Source organism: Vibrio sp. A37 (assembly GCF_059777565.1).
Map to the genome: position 1 here is coordinate 149,424 of NZ_JBLNLI010000008.1, position 18,213 is coordinate 167,636.

Sequence of the window (18,213 nt, forward strand, 5' to 3'; positions counted from 1 at the left end):
GAAACAATTTCACATGGAACCTCATAAGAACTCATGGCTATAAAGAACCATAAGAAAATTAGTGTAACACGCTTACTCACTCCAGTTGTAATAACAATGACACTAGCTGCCTGTTCTTCGGTACCGACAGGCAAAGGCGATATCGATATTACACCTCCTGCTTCCGAATCTGCTCAAACCTATATCATGCGAGCAGACGCCAGCGTCGGAACACTACAAAACGATTGGTTGATTATGGCTTTGAAGGCGTCCATTAAAGCGGACAACAAAGACCAGACCAGATTGCTGTTGAATCGCCTTTCTAAGCAACAACTCAACAACAAGCAGCAGGCTGAAATTGATCTAACTCTTGCCAATCAACTGATTCGTAATCAAGAGTATCAACAAGCACTAGACAAATTAAACTTCAAATTATGGTGGAAACTGCAAGATGTTCAGTGGAAAGAATACCATGAGTACCGTGCGAAAGCGTTCACTGGGCTCAACGATTATTTCCAAGCTAGCCGCGAATTAATCTTGTTATCCGACTATTTACCTCAAGACGATCAAGCGAAAATCGCTACTGAGGTTTGGCACAACCTCAACAAATATTCTGCGCAAGACATTACCAAGCTAACAACAAAACCTAACGAAGATATACTCGATGGGTGGTTGCAGCTCGCTATCTATATGAAAACGCTAGCCAATAACATTCCTCAACTGCAAAATACGTTGAAGCATTGGTTGGCAGAAAACAGTCACCACCCAGCCGCACTTTATACACCACAAGATATCAAAGATGTTCTATCACTTAAGTTCATCAAACCAGTTCACACTGCATTGCTGCTTCCGTTGACTGGCAAGTTCTCCAAGCAAGCTCAGCTAATACGTGATGGCTTTATTTTGGAGATGCTCAACGAAAAAGATCGTAATCCAAATGCAACCCTAACCATCGTGGATACCAACAGTGACAATGGCCAAGCAATTGCGGATACACTGAAAAATAAAAACATCGACTTTATAGTCGGACCTCTGCTGAAAAGCAACGTTGAAAAACTTCAGCAGTTGCAAGAGCAAATGCCGACACCTATCCCGACGTTAGCTTTAAATATCCCAGAGCAAGTGGATCCAAACATTGATACTTGCTATGTCGCCCTTTCCCCAGAACAAGAAGTGGCTCAAGGAGCAAAACACCTGTATGAACTTGGCTATAAATATCCATTGATATTAGCGCCACAAGGGGCTTTTGGTGACCGAGTTGTACAAGCCTTCAAGAACGAGTGGAAAAAATACAGCACTGACAACGTAGCGGTTAGCCTGTTTGGCGATAAGCGTGAATTGCAGAAAAATATCAATAATGTGTTTGGCTTACAAGCGAGCCAACAACGCATAGCGCAAATGGACAGATTGATGGGAATACCTCTACAATCTCAACCGAGAAGCCGCCGAGATATTGATGCTGTCTACATCGTTGCTAACAGCAGTCAGTTAACGCTCATCAAACCATTCATAGAAGTCGCCGTAAACCCAGATGCGACTCCGCCAAAATTATTTGCAAACTCTACAAGTAACAGCGGCAATACTAGATACGAAGATTTGTCAGGCATCGCCTATAGCGATATTCCAATGATCGTTAATCCAAACCCTGCTCTAGCAGAAGAAATGAATAAGATTTGGCCGAAAAGCACCAATTCAGAGAAAAGGCTACAAGCATTGGGAATGGACGCGTATCAGTTAATGGAGAAATTACCACAGATGAAAATTATTGATGGCTATACCATCGATGGTGAAACAGGCGTGCTTAGCATCAACAAGCAATGTGTTGTACAGCGCGAAGTGAGTTGGGCAGTGCATGGTGCTGAGTAGCCGTAAGAAAATTGGCTCTCAATATGAATTACAAGCTCGAAAATATTTGAAGCGGCAGGGATTGCGCTTCATTGAGCAAAACTTCTTAGCGAAGTGTGGTGAAATTGACTTAATCATGCGTGAAGGCCAAACTTTTGTTTTTGTTGAAGTACGATACCGAGCAAATCAAAGATTCGGCCACGCTGCTGAAACCGTAACAGCCAGTAAAATGAGAAAGTTGGTAAATACCGCTAACTTGTGGTTACAGAGGCAAAGATTAAGCCTTCACTCGACAGATTTTCGATTCGATGTTGTCGCCATCCACCAAAATGGTGATCATATCGAATGGATAAAAAATGCAATAACCGAAGGATAAACAATGCTAGATAGCATTAAAGACAGCTTTAAAGAAAGTATACAAATACAAATTGCAGCAGCGGAAGCGCTGCCCGATGTCATTACTCATGCCGCTCAAGCAATGGTGACGAGTTTGCTCAATGGCAACAAAGTTCTTTGTTGTGGAAATGGAGGCTCATCTTCAAACGCTCAACAGTTTGTATCTTGCTTGTTGAATAAATTCGAAACAGAAAGACCGAGCCTTCCAGCCATGGCACTTACTGCTGACAATACGACTTTAACGGCTGTTGCTAACGACTATCACTATGAAGAAATTTTTTCCAAGCAAGTACGAGCCTTTGGACAAGCGGGTGATATTTTGTTGGCTATTTCAACCAGTGGTAACAGCAAAAACATCATAAAAGCAATGGAAGCTGCAGTAACTAGAGATATGACAATCATCGCCTTAACCGGCAAAGATGGTGGTGAGATGGCTGGACTGTTAGGAGAAAATGACGTTGAAATACGTATCCCCTCTCATCGCACTGCTCGGATACATGAAGTTCATATGGTGACACTCCATTGCCTCTGCGATTTAATAGATCAAGTTTTATTCCCTGCCCATGAAGAATAGAGTTATGAAATATTTATACGCAATTTTTATGTCTATGGTTATCCTATCAACGTCAGGTTGTGTAGGTATTATTGCTGGAGCGGCTGCTACCGGCGTTGTTGTTGCGACAGATCCTCGTTCAAGCCAACAAATATGGACTGATGAGAATATCGAGTTTGAAATAGCAGGAATCAATAATAAGGCACCGTACAGCAACAATGTTCGTATTGCGGCCAGTAGCTACAATGGTGTTGTTGTCTTGATGGGCCAAGCCAAAACTGAACAATTAAGCCAATCATTTGAAGACAAAGTTCGCCAACTAAAAGGGGTTAAATCTGTTCACAGTGAAGTACAGATTATGGCTCCACTAAGTATTTCTGCTGTCAGCAATGATAGTTGGATCACCACTAAGGTAAAATCAGCGCTACTGACTAGCAATGATTTAAATGGCTTGAAAATCAAAGTGATTACAGAAAATAGTCAAGTTTTCCTATTTGGATATGTGAATCACAAGCAAGCAGATATCGCGACGCAAATTGCTCGAAATATTTCTGGAGTTAAGCGAGTCGTTCAAGCTTTCCAATACAATAACAAAGCCAGCACTACTAGCAATACAAACAGTTAGGTTGGTACGTATAAAAAAAGCAGCGCTTAAGCGCTGCTTTTTTGTAGTCGTTTATTAACAAGCTACTTAACTACCCTTAGGCTAGGTTTACCTTTAGGCCTAGGTGGCTCGTCATTAGGCTCTGGCTCTGAGGACGTGATAGTTTCATCTTCAACTTGAGTAGCGACACTCAATGGTGAACTCAGCTGAGACTCTTCCTCTAACGAGTCAAAGTCTTCATTTTCCACCTGCTGCGTATACGCGTCTTCTGGTTCAAACATAGTTCCTGCGCCATTTTCACGGGCATAGATAGCTTGAACAGCATACAGAGGAACAATAACTGAGTGAGGACGACCACCAAAGCGAGCGTTAAACGTAATCGCTTCATTACCTAGCTCTAAGTTTCCTACCGCTCTAGGCACGATATTGAGAATGATTTGACCATCTTGAACAAACTCTTCGGGAACGCGAACACCCGGTAAAGTAGCGTCCACCACTAAATGCGGTGTTAGGTCATTATCCACTAGCCAGTCATAAAAAGCGCGCAGCATATAAGGTCTGCGCGGCGTCATATTTGATACGTCCATTAATCAACCATTATCGAGTAAGACGCATTTCACGCTCAGCTTCAGTTAGAGAAGCTAAGAATGAATCACGTTCAAATACACGGTTCATATAGATTTTTAGCTCTTTTGACCCTGGCCCTACTAACTCAATACCTAGCTGTGGTAAACGCCAAAGTAGCGGAGCTAAGTAGCAATCAATCAAGCTAAACTCTTCGCTCATGAAATATTCAAACTCTGCAAAAACTGGAGCAAGAGTTAATAAGTCATTTCTTAGTTTATTGCGAGCTGCATTTGATTCTTCAGCGTTACCACGAACGATTTTATCAGCCAGTGAATACCAGTTCTTTTCGATACGGTAAATCATTAAGCGACTGTTACCACGTGCCACTGGATAAACAGGCATCAATGGTGGGTGCGGAAAACGCTCGTCCAAGTATTCCATTATAATTTTTGAGTCATACAGTGCCAGCTCACGGTCGACTAAAGTTGGTACCGATTTATATGGATTCAGTTCAATCAGTTCTGCTGGCAAGTTTGCTTCATCAACCAGCTCAACTTCAACACTTACGCCTTTTTCGGCCAAAACAATACGTACCTGATGGCTATACATATCAGATGTACTTGAAAATAGAGTCATCACAGAACGTTTATTGGCAGCTACAGCCATGGAGCCCTCCAGCACTTAAAGGTATAAAAAATCAATGGAGGCTAAGCCTCCATTGAAAACATAAAATTTGGATATTAGCACGGCATGATAGCACAATTAGTGAACATCACGCCAATACTCTTTCTTAAGAAGCACCACAAGAATGGTCAAGATCACTAAGAAGCCCATAACCCACCAACCCATGGTGTGCCGTTCCAACTTAACTGGGTCACCGGAATACTCTAAGAAGTTAACTAAATCGCGTACTGCAATATCGTATTCTTCTGTATTCAACTCACCAGTACCGTCGGTCTCGATACCCATGATTGTTTCAACTTCTTCTCCATTGACCACTTTCTTACCGTAGACAGGAATTGGAATACCCTGAAGTTCTTCCAACACATGTGGCATACCGACGCTTGGGAAAACGATATTGTTCACCCCAAATGGGCGACTAGGGTCTGCATAAAAAGAACGCAAATAAGTGTATAACCAATCGACACCTCTCACGCGAGCAACGAGAGTGAGATCTGGTGGTGGCGCACCAAACCATTTTGCAGCCGCTTTTTCAGGAATCGCATTAGTCATCAAATCACCGATCTTAGATTCTGGATTGAAGACTAAATTTTCTTTCATCAGATCCAATGGGATGTCTAAATCCGTCGCTACGCGCTCATAACGTTGATATTGAGTCGCATGGCAGCCAAAGCAGTAGTTCATGAATAATTTGGCGCCATTTTGCAGCGAAGCCTTATCCGACAAATCATTGTTCGCCTTGTCTAGCGGCACATTTGCACCTGCGGCAAAAACTACCGAAGGGAAGATTGCAAATAAAACTAAAATCCATTTTTTCATTTGAACCTCACCCTCTCTGGTAACGGTTTGGTATTTTCGTTTTTACTGTAGAAGTACAGCAAAACGAAGAACATAAAATATCCCAAGCTAAATATCTGCGCCATTAAGGTATAAGTTGGGGTAGCTGGTAGCGCACCTAAAATACCTAGAGCGATAAAGCAAATAGTGAACTGGATGATATTGAATAAATGGAATTTACTGCGATAACGGTATGAGCGTACTTTACAGCGATCAAGCCACGGTAAAACAAATAGCACGACGATTGATGCACCCATCGCAATAACACCAAGCAGCTTATCAGGGACTGCACGTAAGATTGCGTAGAACGGCGTAAAGTACCAAACTGGCGCGATATGCTCAGGTGTTTTAAGTGGATTAGCCGCTTCAAAGTTCGGTGGCTCTAAGAAATAGCCGCCCATTTCTGGGTTGAAAAACAACACGTAACAGAAGAAGAACAAGAAACCGGCGATTCCGACCAAGTCCTTCACCGTGCCGTACGGATGGAAAGGAATCGAATCGATAATGTCGTATTTCTTCGAGTAGTATTTGTGGAATTTAAACTGTGTTTTGTAATCGTCGCCTTGGCTGCCTTTAGGTAACTTAGTATCAATACCGTCTGGGTTATTCGAGCCAACTTCATGCAAAGCTAGAACGTGTAAAACAACAAGAAGCAGTAGAACGATTGGTAGAGCAATAACGTGCAATGCGAAGAAACGGTTTAGCGTCGCGCCTGAGATAACGTAGTCGCCACGAATCCAAAGTGTTAAGTCATCACCAATCACGGGAATCGCACCAAAAAGTGAGATGATAACCTGAGCACCCCAATAGGACATTTGCCCCCAAGGTAGAAGGTAGCCCATGAAGGCTTCAGCCATCAGCACCAAGAATATCAACATACCAAACAACCAAAGAAGCTCCCTTGGTTTTTGATAAGAGCCGTAGATCAAACCACGGAACATGTGAAGATAAACAACGACAAAAAAGGCAGATGCACCAGTGGAATGCATATACCGTAGTAGCCAACCATAATCCACATCACGCATGATGTATTCAACCGAGGCGAATGCACCTTCTCCTGATGGTACATAGTTCATTGTCAGCCAGATCCCCGTCAAGATCTGATTGACTAGTACCAACATTGCTAGAGAACCAAATAAATACCAAAAGTTAAAGTTTTTTGGCATTGGATACTCAGAAAGATGCTTTTTATACGCATTCATTGCGGGAAGGCGTTTTTCCACCCAATCAAGTAGAGCTTGCATCATGCTTCTCCCGTTTCATCTACACCGACAATGATTTTGGTTTCACTCAAGTACATATACTTGGGCACAACCAAATTCAAAGGAGCCGGTACTCCTTGAAAAACACGCCCTGCCATATCAAATTTTGAACCGTGGCAAGGACAGAAAAAGCCAGATTTCACTCCCTTAACTTGATCACTAAAACTGTCTGGTAAATAGGTAGGTGAACACCCTAAGTGGGTACAAATTCCAACAGCAACAAAGTACTCTGGCTTTATTGAACGATATTCATTTTGCGCGTAATCGGGTTGTTGTTCCTCCTCCGATTTCGGGTCTCGAAGTTGATTATCAAGACTAGGTAAGTTTTCGACTACAGAAGCAGCACGACGAACGACCCAAACTGGCTTACCACGCCATTCGACGCGAACCATTTGTCCATCTTCTAGTTTACTGATATCGACTTCGACCGGAGCTCCCGCAGCTTTCGCTTTAGCACTGGGATTCCATGATTTGATAAAAGGTACGGCAACCGCGACGGCTCCAAGCCCACCAACAACCGCAGTTGTAGCAGTTAAAAAGCGCCTACGTCCGTTGTTTAAAGGCACATTGCTCATCCAAACACTCTCCAAATTGCTCCCTTTGGATTTAATCTTTAATTCCTATTAAAGAGCATGGCTAATAAAATACGAATTTTTTTGTATCTATTTGGTTGGAAATCATAATTAAATCCTTACTTTTTGACAAGATAAAGCTACCTTTTTGTAACAATTGTGAAGCAAGTCAGACGCAAGGTCACAAAAGGGATAAAAGAAAAACAAAGGTTAGCTAACCTTCGGCATTCGTAGGATTAATGAAGGGACAGAAAACAAAAAAGCCTGGCAAAATGCCAGGCTTTTAACACACAATTCAGCAAAAAACTGAAACGTAATCCCAAAAAGTAAAAAGAGATTAACGCTTAGAGAATTGTGGACGACGACGTGCTTTACGTAGACCAACTTTCTTACGTTCAACGCAACGAGCGTCGCGAGTAACGTAACCAGCTGCACGTAGAGCAGGACGTAGAGACTCATCGTATTCCATTAGCGCGCGAGTGATACCGTGACGGATAGCACCTGCTTGACCAGAAATACCGCCACCTTTAACAGTAACGTATAGGTCTAATTTTTCAGTAAGTTCAACTAGCTCTAGTGGCTGTTTAACAACCATGCAAGAAGTTGGACGACCAAAGTACTCTTCAAGGCTACGCTTGTTGATTACAATGTTGCCGCTGCCTGGTTTGATGAAAACACGCGCAGCTGAGCTTTTGCGACGGCCAGTGCCGTAGTATTGATTCTCTGCCATTTTCGAAATCCCCAATTAGATGTCTAGTACTTGTGGTTGTTGAGCAACATGGTTGTGCTCAGCGCCAGCGTAAACTTTTAGCTTACGGTACATAGCACGGCCAAGAGGACCACGTGGAAGCATACCTTTAACCGCTAGCTCAAGAGCCATTTCAGGCTTACGATCAATTAGCTTTTCAAAAGTAATTGATTTTAGTCCACCTGGGAACTCAGTGTGACGGTAGTAAACTTTACCTTTAGCTTTGTTGCCAGTAACAGCAACTTTCTCAGCGTTAACAACGATGATGTAATCACCAGTATCAACGTGAGGAGTGTATTCAGCTTTGTGTTTGCCACGTAGGCGAGATGCAATTTCACTTGCTAGACGACCAAGAGTTTTACCCTCTGCGTCTACAACGTACCAGTCACGTTTTACAGTTTCTGGTTTAGCAACGAAAGTTTTCATGCTAATAATAACCCGTTAATTTAATTTTAAACTTAAAGGAGCATTGCTCCCACTGTCTAAGAGCCCATTCATCACCCCTTCGAGTGGTTGGCACTCTCGGCATTTCAATAGAAATGTGCCTGCAGTAACGGTGGGTCGCAGGATTATAGTGAAGTAAGACGAAAAAATCACCTTTTTTTTTAGGCAAAAAGGTGATTTTTTTAGCTTTAGAGGCTGTTAACCAAGTCGCTTAAGATAAATGCTCTTTAGATAAGTAGTCACAGCTTTGCATTTCCACCAGACGAGAGATGCAACGCTTAAATTCAAACTCAAGTAAACCGTTGCTATATAGCTCTTCCATCGGTACTTCAGCTGAAATAATCAGTTTTACGTTGCGTTCATAGAACTCATCTACCAAAGCAATGAAACGCCTCGCTGCATCTTCTAAATTACTGCCCATACTCTTAACGTCGGATAGTAAAACAGTATGGTAGATTCGAGATAGCTCTATATAATCGTTTTGGCTGCGAGCAGTCTGACATAGCTGTTCAAAAGAAGCATAGAGGATACCATCACTCTCTTTTAGAACATCTATCTGTCTGTGATTAATTTCGATACTGCTCTCAATGTGCTTATCTTCACCTGAAAGCTTTTCGAAGTAATGTTCAAGATTTTCATTCGCCGCTTTGTCCAAAGGGTGATGATAGATCTCTGCTTTCGTCAGAGTACGCAAACGATAGTCTATTCCACTGTCAACATTGAGTACCACGCAGTTATTTTCGATTTCTTCTATCGCAGGTAAGAAACGCGCCCGTTGAAGACCATTGCGGTATAGATCTTGAGGTGGAATATTTGACGTCGCAACCAAAATGACACCACGTTTGAACAGAGCCTGAAACAAAGTTCCCAGAATCATTGCATCTGTAATATCTGAGACAAAAAACTCATCAAAGCAGATAATTTCGGCTTCTTCTTTAAACTTGTCAGCGACAGACTCAAGTGGATCACTAATATCACCAAGTTCGCGTAGTTCATCATGAACTCGAAGCATAAAGCGATGAAAGTGCGTACGCATCTTATTGTTGGTTGGTAGAGACTCGTAGAATGAGTCCATTAAGTAAGTTTTTCCTCTACCAACTCCTCCCCACAGATACAAACCTTTGGGAGTCTGTACTGCATTGTCCGTCTTTTTAAACCATTTTTGCCAAGCTTTTCCTTTGTTTTCGATTGGCGCATTTAGGTAATCAATTAGGTTTACGTACAATTCATCTAAGGCTTCAATTGCTTTTAATTGAGCTTCATCCTCTTTAAACCCAAGTTGTTCAATGTCGTTTTGATATTTACGTTTAGGTGTCATTGCTAAACTGCTCACAGACGATAAATTTGCAGTGGAAACTACAACCACTGTATATTGCTTTATTACAAAGGGCTGACATAGTACCATGTGATTTGTACTTGTCTAACCAAACTCGCTTATTAGATATGTAGCACAACAAAAGAGAAGGAGTGACTATGCCTTGGATCTTTGCGCTTGTAGGCTTGATTGTTGGTATCGTAATTGGGGTTCTCATCACACGTTTAACCACCCCTGACTACAAAAAACATAAAGTCATTCAAAAAAACTTAGACGCCGCCAAATATGAATTAGAGCAAAAACGGCAGGAAATAGCCGATCATTTTGCTCAAACAGCAGAAATGTTGGATACCTTGGGTAAAGACTACACCAAGTTGTATCAGCATATGGAAAACACCTCTTCTGAGATGCTGGCTCACTTACCAGAACAAGATCATCCGTTTTCTAAAAAAACCGCTCAGCTCGACACTGAAGAGCAAAAGCCAACCACCCCCTCCTCCAGCGATGAACAAGCACCTAAAGATTACGCCAGCGGTGCCAGTGGACTTATGAACGAAGATAATGAAAAAGAGTTTGTAAAATCTGCTGAAGTTGTGACATTGCGTTAAGTCTTGCACCCTCTCAGTATGAGAGGGTGAACTTTTACTATCATTCCCAAGTCAGAATTTTCACCAACACCAATTGAATTTGTGTTTGGATGGATAAATAAATAACAAAAGGCCATCGAAAAAGGAGTTGTAAGATGAAAAAGCCTTTATTAGCTATAGCGATTCTATCTTTAAGTTCAATTCTAACCCCCTTATACGCTACCGCCTCTATTCCAGCTGCAATAGAAGGTGGTGAAGTTCCAAGCCTTGCCCCAATGCTAGAAAAAGTCACACCTGCAGTCGTGAGTATTTCAGTTGAAGGCACACAGGTGTCGAAACAACAAGTACCCGAGCATTTCCGCTTCTTTTTCGGACCTGACTTTCCCACAGAACAGCTGAAAGAACGCCCGTTTAGAGGGTTAGGCTCTGGCGTCATTATTGATGCTAAGAAAGGCTATGTCGTTACTAACTATCACGTTATTAATGGTGCTAAGAAGATAAAAGTTAAACTGCACGACGGTCGAGAATACGACGCTGAGCTCATCGGTGGGGATCAAATGTCCGATATTGCTTTATTAAAACTTGAAGAAGCAAAAAACCTCACTGAAATTAAAGTTGCAGACTCAGACAAACTGCGCGTTGGTGATTTTGCAGTCGCAATTGGCAATCCGTTTGGCCTTGGCCAGACCGTGACATCCGGCATTGTTTCTGCGTTAGGTCGTAGCGGCCTAAATATCGAAAACTTCGAGAACTTTATTCAAACCGATGCAGCAATCAATAGCGGAAACTCTGGCGGTGCACTCGTGAACTTACGCGGAGAACTTATCGGTATCAATACTGCTATTTTGGGCCCCAATGGTGGAAACGTGGGTATCGGCTTTGCTATTCCGTCTAATATGATGAAAAACCTCACCGACCAAATTTTAGAATATGGTGAAGTGAAACGTGGCATGTTAGGGGTTCAGGGTGGAGAAGTCACTTCTGAGCTAGCTGAAGCATTAGGTTATGAAGCCAGCAAAGGTGCCTTTGTTAGCCAAGTTGTCCCAGACAGCGCAGCGGACAAAGCGGGTATCAAAGCTGGTGATATCATCGTCTCCATCAACGGTAAGAAGATAAACACATTTGGTGAGCTGAGAGCCAAAGTCGCAACGCTTGGCGCTGGCAAACAGGTCAGCATTGGCGTGATTCGCGATGGCAAAGAGAAATCATTTAAAGTGACTCTAGGCGAACAAACCAACATCAAGACTGATGCCGACAAGCTCCACAAAGGGCTGACTGGGGCCGAACTAACTAACACAACGAAGAGCGACCCAGTACAGGGAGTAAAAGTTGACTCAGTCAAAGAAGGCTCTCCTGCTGAGGCATATCAAATTGAAAAAGGCGATATCATCATGAGCGTCAACCGTAAACGAGTTAAAAACCTTGCAGAATTCCGCAAGATCCTTGATACCAAACCAGCGGTACTTGCGCTCAATGTCCGTCGAGGCGATAGAATGATCTATCTAGTCGTTAGATAGCCAACGAGTTTTTACTCAAAAGCAACACAACAGTGAGGCATACTTTCAAGTATGCCTCTTTTGTTATTTATTCAACTAATGCTATTCTTGCCACTCTATCGAAGTAATTACAGTGACTCGAAGGCATGCTAAAAAAACTTCTACAATCTGTCGCGCTTGGCTTAATAACAGCGTTGATAATATTATTAGTTATCCCTTCTCTGCGTTCTAAAGTTTTGCCAGAGTTTTCAACAGCATCGACCGACAACGTCGATACTGTCCAACTTTCATTTAATGACGCGGTTAGACGAGCAGCACCTGCTGTCGTTAATATCTATAGTCGAAAATATACTGAAAATGACCGCACTAAGCTTTCAACACAGGGCTTGGGCTCAGGTGTTATTGTTAGCAAAAAAGGCTACATCATCACAAACTACCACGTCATTGCCAATGCAGACCAAATTGTCGTGGCGCTGCAAGACGGTCGTGTCGCCGCTGCCCAACTGGTTGGTACGGATAGAAGAACGGATATCGCTATCTTGCGTATTCAGATGAACGATCTCCCCGTTATTCCTCTCAATCCGAATTACAAACCTAAAGTCGGGGATGTCGTCCTAGCTATCGGCAACCCGTACAACTTAGGTCAAACGACAACATTCGGAATTATCTCTGCAGTAGGGCGCTCTTCGATTAATGCAGGAAGCCGCCAAGATTTTATTCAGACCGATGCGGCAATTAATAAAGGTAATTCTGGCGGTGCTTTGGTGAATACGCGTGGTGAACTTGTAGGTATAAATACAGCCTCTTTCCAACAGGGTACCGACTTAGAAACATACGGTATCTCTTTCGCTATCCCCTATTCACTAGCCAACAAAATAATGCAAAAAATCATCGCTGATGGCCGAGTAATCCGTGGTTATATTGGCATTGATGGTCAGGATATTAATACTCTGACTTCTAGATTATCAGGAAGCGATCATCTAGGCGGAATCGTTGTAATGGGCGTTGATCCAAACAGTCCAGCAGCGCAAGCTGGCTTTAAACCTCAAGACATTATTCTTAAGATTGATGGGCACAAAATCAATGGCCGTGAAAGTGTTATGGATACCGTGACAAACTTACGTCCGGGCACAACGATTAATGTGGAAATTATGCGTGCTGGTAAAAAGATGACTCTGCCAGTGACCGTTGCTGAAGATCCGAGAGGTTAAACAGCCTTTATCTAGGATGGAAACCGAGACTAAAAAACCTGCTTTAAAAGCAGGTTTTTTAGTTGGGTATACCTTGGGGCTTACTCTTCTTCTACTGCTTCAGAATCGTAGACACCAAGTTCGATTTCAACTCGAGTCACTTTTTGTAAGCCTCTTGGAAGCAAAGAACCACGACGGCCTCGCTCTCCTCTAAAGTTATCCAAATCACTCGACTTCAGACCAAGTTTACGTTTACCTGCATAGAGAGTTAAAGTGCTCTCCTTAGGCAACGCGAGCAAGTGCGATAAGTATTCTTCACGCTCTTTTGATTTAGCCGCAGGGATATTGATGATCTTATTCCCTTTACCTTTGCCGAGCTGAGGTAAATCCTTAATTGGGAACAACAGCATTCGACCTAAATTAGTGATAGCGAGAATCTCATCACTATCGAGATCTCTAATCGCTTTAGGTGACATTATCTCAGAGCTTTGCGGCAAATTAACTAGTGCTTTACCACTTCTGTTTTTCGACAGTAAGTCAGAACCCTTACAAACAAAGCCATAACCTGCGTCAGAACCAACCAACCAAAGCTGCTCATCCTCACCCATCACTACTTGGCGAATATTGGTACCAGCGGTAATGTTTAACCGGCCTGTTATTGGCTCTCCTTGGCTTCGAGCAGAAGGCAAAGAGTGCGATTCAAGTGAGTAGCTCCGACCATCACTGCCTAAAAATATCGCTTGCTGATTGCTCTTACCACGAGCATGGGCGAGATATTTATCGCCAGATTTATAATTCAGACCAGAGGCATCGACTTCATGACCTTTAGCATGACGAATCCAGCCTTTTTCCGATAGCACTACCGTAATCGGTTCACTTGGAACAAGATCTCTTTCTGTTAATGCTTTAGCTTCAGAGCGCTCAATCAAAGGTGAACGGCGATCATCACCATACTTATCAGCATCTGCTTTGATCTCTTTTTTCAACAGTGTGTTTAAGCGACGTTCAGAACCTAAAAGCAACTCAAGCTTTTCGCGCTCTTTTTCTAGTTCATCTTGCTCGCCTCGAATCTTCATCTCCTCAAGCTTCGCTAAGTGGCGAAGTTTCGTGTCAAGAATCGCGTCCGCTTGAATGTCCGTAATACCAAAACGACTCATCAATACCGCTTTGGGGTCGTCTTCGGTGCGGATAATTTCAATCACTTCATCGAGGTTTAGGAAAGCGACCAACAAACCTTCAAGAATATGCAACCGAGAAAGTACTTTATCTAGACGATGTTGTAAACGGCGACGAACTGTCGCACGACGAAACTCGATCCACTCAGAAAGGATTTGCACCAAGCCTTTTACTTGAGGGCGATTGTCTAGGCCAATCATATTCAAATTAACACGATAGCTCTTCTCAAGGTCGGTTGACGCAAACAAATGATCCATCAACTGTTCACAATCGATACGGTTAGAGCGAGGAACAATCACGATACGAGTAGGATTTTCATGATCCGATTCATCACGCAAGTCATCGACCATTGGTAACTTCTTCGCTCGCATCTGATTGGCAATTTGCTCTAACAATTTGGCACCAGATACTTGATGAGGCAGCGCAGTAATGACGATATCTCCACCTTCGCGCTGCCAAACAGCTCGCATTTTTATGCTGCCTTTGCCGCTGCGATAGATTTTCTCGATATCTGTCTTCGAAGAGATAATTTCTGCTTCTGTTGGATAGTCTGGACCTTTGACATACTCCATCACATCGGCAAGTTCTGATTTAGGCTTATCGATAAGATGAATAGCCGCATCAGCAACTTCACGGACATTGTGTGGTGGAATATCTGTCGCCATACCAACAGCGATACCTGTTACGCCGTTGAGCAATATGTGTGGTAAGCGAGCAGGCAACATTTGTGGCTCTTTCATCGTGCCATCAAAGTTAGGTTGCCACTCCACAGTACCTTGTCCAAGTTCACCCAATAATACCTCTGCAAACTTGGACAGTTTAGCTTCGGTATAACGCATCGCAGCAAAAGATTTAGGATCGTCTGGCGCGCCCCAGTTTCCCTGCCCATCCACAAGCGGATAACGGTAAGAAAACGGCTGAGCCATCAAAACCATGGCTTCGTAACAAGCAGAATCACCGTGTGGGTGATACTTACCTAATACGTCACCAACAGTACGTGCAGATTTTTTGTATTTCGCCGCTGCAGATAAACCCAGTTCCGACATCGCGTAGATGATACGGCGTTGAACGGGCTTAAGCCCATCACCGATGTACGGCAGAGCGCGGTCCATAATTACGTACATGGAATAATTGAGGTAGGCGTCTTCAGTAAACTTACGCAGCGGTAATTGTTCGACCCCATCAAAAGACATTTCAATAGACATGCATTACACCTCCGCCATATCGCCGTTGTTTTGCAGCCAACTGCGACGATCATCGGCGCGTTTCTTACCAAGTAGCATATCCATCATTTCAATGGTCGCCTCATTGTCATCAATGGTTAACTGAACCAAACGACGAGTGTTTGGATCCATGGTTGTTTCGCGAAGTTGTAGCGGGTTCATTTCACCCAAACCTTTAAAGCGCTGCACGTTGATCTTGGCTTTCTTCTTACTCAAACGTTCTAATACGCCCTCTTTCTCTTGTTCGTCAAGCGCGTAATATACCTCTTTACCACAGTCGATACGGAACAATGGTGGCATAGCGACATAAACATGCCCTGCTTCAACTAACGCTCGGAAGTGCTTAGTGAATAACGCACATAGAAGAGTCGCGATATGAAGTCCATCGGAATCCGCATCCGCAAGGATACACACTTTACCGTAACGCAAAGAGTTGAGATCGCTGCTATCTGGGTCAATCCCCAAAGCAACCGAGATATCGTGCACTTCTTGTGACGCAAGAACTTGGTCAGCAGACACTTCCCAAGTATTGAGGATTTTACCGCGAAGGGGCATGACAGCTTGGAACTCGCGATCGCGAGCCTGCTTAGCACTGCCGCCTGCCGAGTCTCCTTCAACCAAGAACAATTCAGTTCGATTCAGGTCCTGTACCGAACAATCAGTCAGTTTACCTGGTAACGCAGGGCCTGAAGCGACTTTCTTACGCACCACTTTTTTGCTTGCACGCATTCTACGATGAGCATTGGCGATGCAAACTTCGGCGAGCTGCTCTGCAAGATGCGGTTTTTCATTTAACCATAAGCTAAAGGCATCTTTGACAACGCCAGAAACAAACGCTGAAGTTTGACGAGAAGATAATCGCTCTTTAGTTTGTCCAGCAAATTGCGGATCCTGCATCTTAACTGATAACACGTATGAGCAACGCTCAAAGACATCTTCACCAGTCAGTTTTACACCACGAGGAAGTAAATTACGGAACTCACAGAATTCGCGCATAGCGTCAAGTAGGCCTTGGCGAAGCCCATTAACGTGAGTACCGCCCTGCGCGGTCGGAATCAGGTTAACGTAACTTTCGGTGATCATCTCACCGCCTTCTGGCTGCCACACCACCGCCCAATTCGCCACTTCTGTTTCAGCTGAAAATTCTCCAGTGAAAGGCTGCTCAGGAATTAAGGTATAGCCCTTAACACCTTCGGCTAGGTAATCTTTTAAGCCGTCTTCATAGTACCAACGGTGTTCATTAGCATTCACTTTATCGCTAAAGGTAATTTCTAGCCCCGGACACAGTACGGCTTTCGCACGTAAGTTATTGAGAAGACGAGTAACCGAGAAGTTACCGGAATCAAAATACTTGCTGTCTGGCCAAAAGTGGACACTGGTTCCTTTGTTGCGTCTTCCGCAAGTCCCAGTAACAGTTAAGTCTGATACTTTGTCACCATGCTCAAAGGCGATTTCATAAACTTGACCATCTCGGCGCACCGTCACTTCTACTCTTTTTGAAAGTGCGTTAACGACCGAAATACCAACACCATGCAAACCACCAGAAAACTGATAGTTTTTATTGGAAAATTTGCCCCCAGCGTGCAATCTACACAAAATCAATTCAACGCCTGAGACGTTTTCTTCGGGGTGAATATCAACTGGCATTCCTCGACCGTCGTCAATCACCTCTAGGGATTGGTCGGCATGAAGAATCACCTGAACCTTGGAAGCATATCCGGCAAGCGCTTCGTCGACACTGTTGTCGATCACTTCTTGTCCCAAGTGGTTTGGGCGCGCTGTATCCGTATACATCCCTGGTCTGCGACGCACTGGTTCTAAGCCATTAAGAACTTCAATGGCACCAGCATTATATTGTTCTGTCATAATACGGAATGCTTAATTAGAAAATGTATGTAGCTAAGCTATACCCAGCAGCTCTGGCGATACTGGGCACAATTCGGCACTGCGTTCGAGTTTTAGTTATAGCCAAAAGCAAACAAAACAGTACCGACAATGTTAGAAGCAGAGATTATCATCACAAATTTACTCTGCAATGTATATACTCGGTCAGTATTTACCGTTTTACTTGGCTAGAAAAGCGTTTATAGCGATCTGCTCGTATAAAAATAAATCTATGCCACTCTACAGCTTCAAAAACTCAACGATTTTTTCAAGGTAACGATCAAAGCCAACAAAGCTATGATCTCCTCCTTTTTCTATTGTCTGCTTACCACCTTGGAATCGCTCAATCGCCTGACGATAATCGAGTACCTCATCGCCTTCTTGTTGAAGCAACCAAAAATCTGCTGGATTATTTATAGCAGCGATATCCAGTTGCTTGAGCTCTTCGATATGGTGTCTTTCTAAAAGATAGGTTTCATTAGTGTATGGATTGGTTTGCTCGCCTAGATAATCAGCGAGCAGTTCATAGGGCTTCACCGCCGGATTAACGACAGCAGCTCTCAAGCCAAACTTGCTATTTAACCAAACAGACAGATATCCACCAAGCGAGCTACCCACAAGACCAATGTTATATTGATGTTGATATTCTTCGACCAAATCATTCAATAACTGGGCAGCTTGTTGCGGGAAGTTAGGAAGCTTAGGAACAACCACCTTAATATCTGGACGATGAGTTTGACAAAACTCAGTCATCATATTCGCCTTTAGAGACTTCGGTGAGCTGTTAAACCCATGGATATACAACAACAACGGCTTTTTCATATTGCGACTACTTCGATTACTAAGACCTGAGT

At 43.3% G+C, this 18,213-nt stretch carries 18 protein-coding genes; 7 read left to right on the top strand and 11 right to left on the bottom strand.

The features are described 5' to 3' along the window. Positions 1-33: 33 nt before the first annotated feature. The 4 genes from ACM2FC_RS15160 to ACM2FC_RS15175 are packed head-to-tail and all read left to right on the top strand — an operon-like array spanning position 34 to position 3,398. The gene (locus tag ACM2FC_RS15160) at positions 34-1,845 is read left to right on the top strand and encodes a penicillin-binding protein activator (protein ID WP_498481802.1); all 1,812 of its coding nucleotides are present in this window, start codon (positions 34-36) and stop codon (positions 1,843-1,845) included. Next, complete coding sequence (locus ACM2FC_RS15165; RefSeq protein ID WP_498481803.1) at positions 1,832-2,200, top strand: YraN family protein; 369 nt, start codon at positions 1,832-1,834, stop codon at positions 2,198-2,200. Before ACM2FC_RS15160 ends, ACM2FC_RS15165 begins: the two co-directional genes overlap by 14 nt. A 3-nt stretch (positions 2,201-2,203) precedes the next feature. Then, positions 2,204-2,794, top strand: coding sequence for a phosphoheptose isomerase (locus tag ACM2FC_RS15170; protein ID WP_498481804.1), 591 nt, complete (start codon positions 2,204-2,206; stop codon positions 2,792-2,794). A 4-nt stretch (positions 2,795-2,798) separates the two neighbouring features. Beyond that, a complete protein-coding gene (locus ACM2FC_RS15175) occupies positions 2,799-3,398 on the top strand; it encodes a BON domain-containing protein (RefSeq protein ID WP_498481805.1) in 600 nt (199 codons plus the stop codon). Positions 3,399-3,460: 62 nt separating this feature from the next. Here the strand turns inward: ACM2FC_RS15175 and sspB are convergent, their stop codons facing one another. The 8 genes from sspB to zapE form a co-directional block, all read right to left on the bottom strand. Next, a complete protein-coding gene (sspB, locus tag ACM2FC_RS15180; RefSeq protein ID WP_498481806.1) occupies positions 3,461-3,964 on the bottom strand; it encodes a ClpXP protease specificity-enhancing factor in 504 nt (167 codons plus the stop codon). Between the two features lie 10 nt (positions 3,965-3,974). Beyond that, positions 3,975-4,610: a stringent starvation protein SspA gene (gene sspA / locus ACM2FC_RS15185; protein ID WP_498481807.1), complete on the bottom strand. Its 636-nt coding sequence runs from the start codon at positions 4,608-4,610 to the stop codon at positions 3,975-3,977. A gap of 96 nt (positions 4,611-4,706) precedes the next feature. Next, positions 4,707-5,444: a cytochrome c1 gene (locus ACM2FC_RS15190; protein WP_498481808.1), complete on the bottom strand. Its 738-nt coding sequence runs from the start codon at positions 5,442-5,444 to the stop codon at positions 4,707-4,709. Next, complete coding sequence (locus ACM2FC_RS15195; RefSeq protein WP_498481874.1) at positions 5,441-6,706, bottom strand: cytochrome b; 1,266 nt, start codon at positions 6,704-6,706, stop codon at positions 5,441-5,443. Before ACM2FC_RS15195 ends, ACM2FC_RS15190 begins: the two co-directional genes overlap by 4 nt. Further along, positions 6,706-7,299, bottom strand: coding sequence for a ubiquinol-cytochrome c reductase iron-sulfur subunit (gene petA / locus ACM2FC_RS15200; RefSeq protein ID WP_498481809.1), 594 nt, complete (start codon positions 7,297-7,299; stop codon positions 6,706-6,708). Before petA ends, ACM2FC_RS15195 begins: the two co-directional genes overlap by 1 nt. A 334-nt stretch (positions 7,300-7,633) precedes the next feature. Further along, complete coding sequence (gene rpsI / locus ACM2FC_RS15205; protein WP_498481810.1) at positions 7,634-8,026, bottom strand: 30S ribosomal protein S9; 393 nt, start codon at positions 8,024-8,026, stop codon at positions 7,634-7,636. Between the two features lie 15 nt (positions 8,027-8,041). Next, positions 8,042-8,470 (bottom strand): 50S ribosomal protein L13, encoded by a 429-nt coding sequence (gene rplM, locus ACM2FC_RS15210; protein WP_498481811.1) that lies wholly within the window; start codon positions 8,468-8,470, stop codon positions 8,042-8,044. Positions 8,471-8,699: 229 nt separating this feature from the next. Continuing rightward, entirely contained in the window at positions 8,700-9,806 is a 1,107-nt protein-coding gene (zapE, locus tag ACM2FC_RS15215) for a cell division protein ZapE (protein ID WP_498481812.1), read from the bottom strand. A gap of 155 nt (positions 9,807-9,961) precedes the next feature. Here zapE and zapG point away from each other — a divergent pair, with 155 nt between their 5' ends. From zapG to degS, 3 genes are all read left to right on the top strand, one after another. Then, a complete protein-coding gene (gene zapG, locus ACM2FC_RS15220) occupies positions 9,962-10,411 on the top strand; it encodes a Z-ring associated protein ZapG (RefSeq protein WP_498481813.1) in 450 nt (149 codons plus the stop codon). A gap of 134 nt (positions 10,412-10,545) precedes the next feature. Further along, the gene (locus tag ACM2FC_RS15225) at positions 10,546-11,907 is read left to right on the top strand and encodes a Do family serine endopeptidase (RefSeq protein ID WP_498481814.1); all 1,362 of its coding nucleotides are present in this window, start codon (positions 10,546-10,548) and stop codon (positions 11,905-11,907) included. 125 nt (positions 11,908-12,032) lie between these two features. Continuing rightward, on the top strand, positions 12,033-13,097 hold the full coding sequence (gene degS, locus ACM2FC_RS15230; RefSeq protein ID WP_498481815.1) for an outer membrane-stress sensor serine endopeptidase DegS: 1,065 nt from the start codon (positions 12,033-12,035) through the stop codon (positions 13,095-13,097). Positions 13,098-13,177: 80 nt separating this feature from the next. On the opposite strand, the gene parC is transcribed toward degS, so the two are convergent. From parC to yqiA, 3 genes are all read right to left on the bottom strand, one after another. Next, entirely contained in the window at positions 13,178-15,457 is a 2,280-nt protein-coding gene (gene parC, locus ACM2FC_RS15235; RefSeq protein WP_498481816.1) for a DNA topoisomerase IV subunit A, read from the bottom strand. Positions 15,458-15,460: 3 nt separating this feature from the next. Then, positions 15,461-17,341 (bottom strand): DNA topoisomerase IV subunit B, encoded by a 1,881-nt coding sequence (parE, locus tag ACM2FC_RS15240; protein WP_498481817.1) that lies wholly within the window; start codon positions 17,339-17,341, stop codon positions 15,461-15,463. 258 nt (positions 17,342-17,599) lie between these two features. After that, a complete protein-coding gene (yqiA, locus tag ACM2FC_RS15245) occupies positions 17,600-18,181 on the bottom strand; it encodes an esterase YqiA (RefSeq protein ID WP_498481818.1) in 582 nt (193 codons plus the stop codon). Between the last annotated feature and the right edge of the window lie 32 nt (positions 18,182-18,213).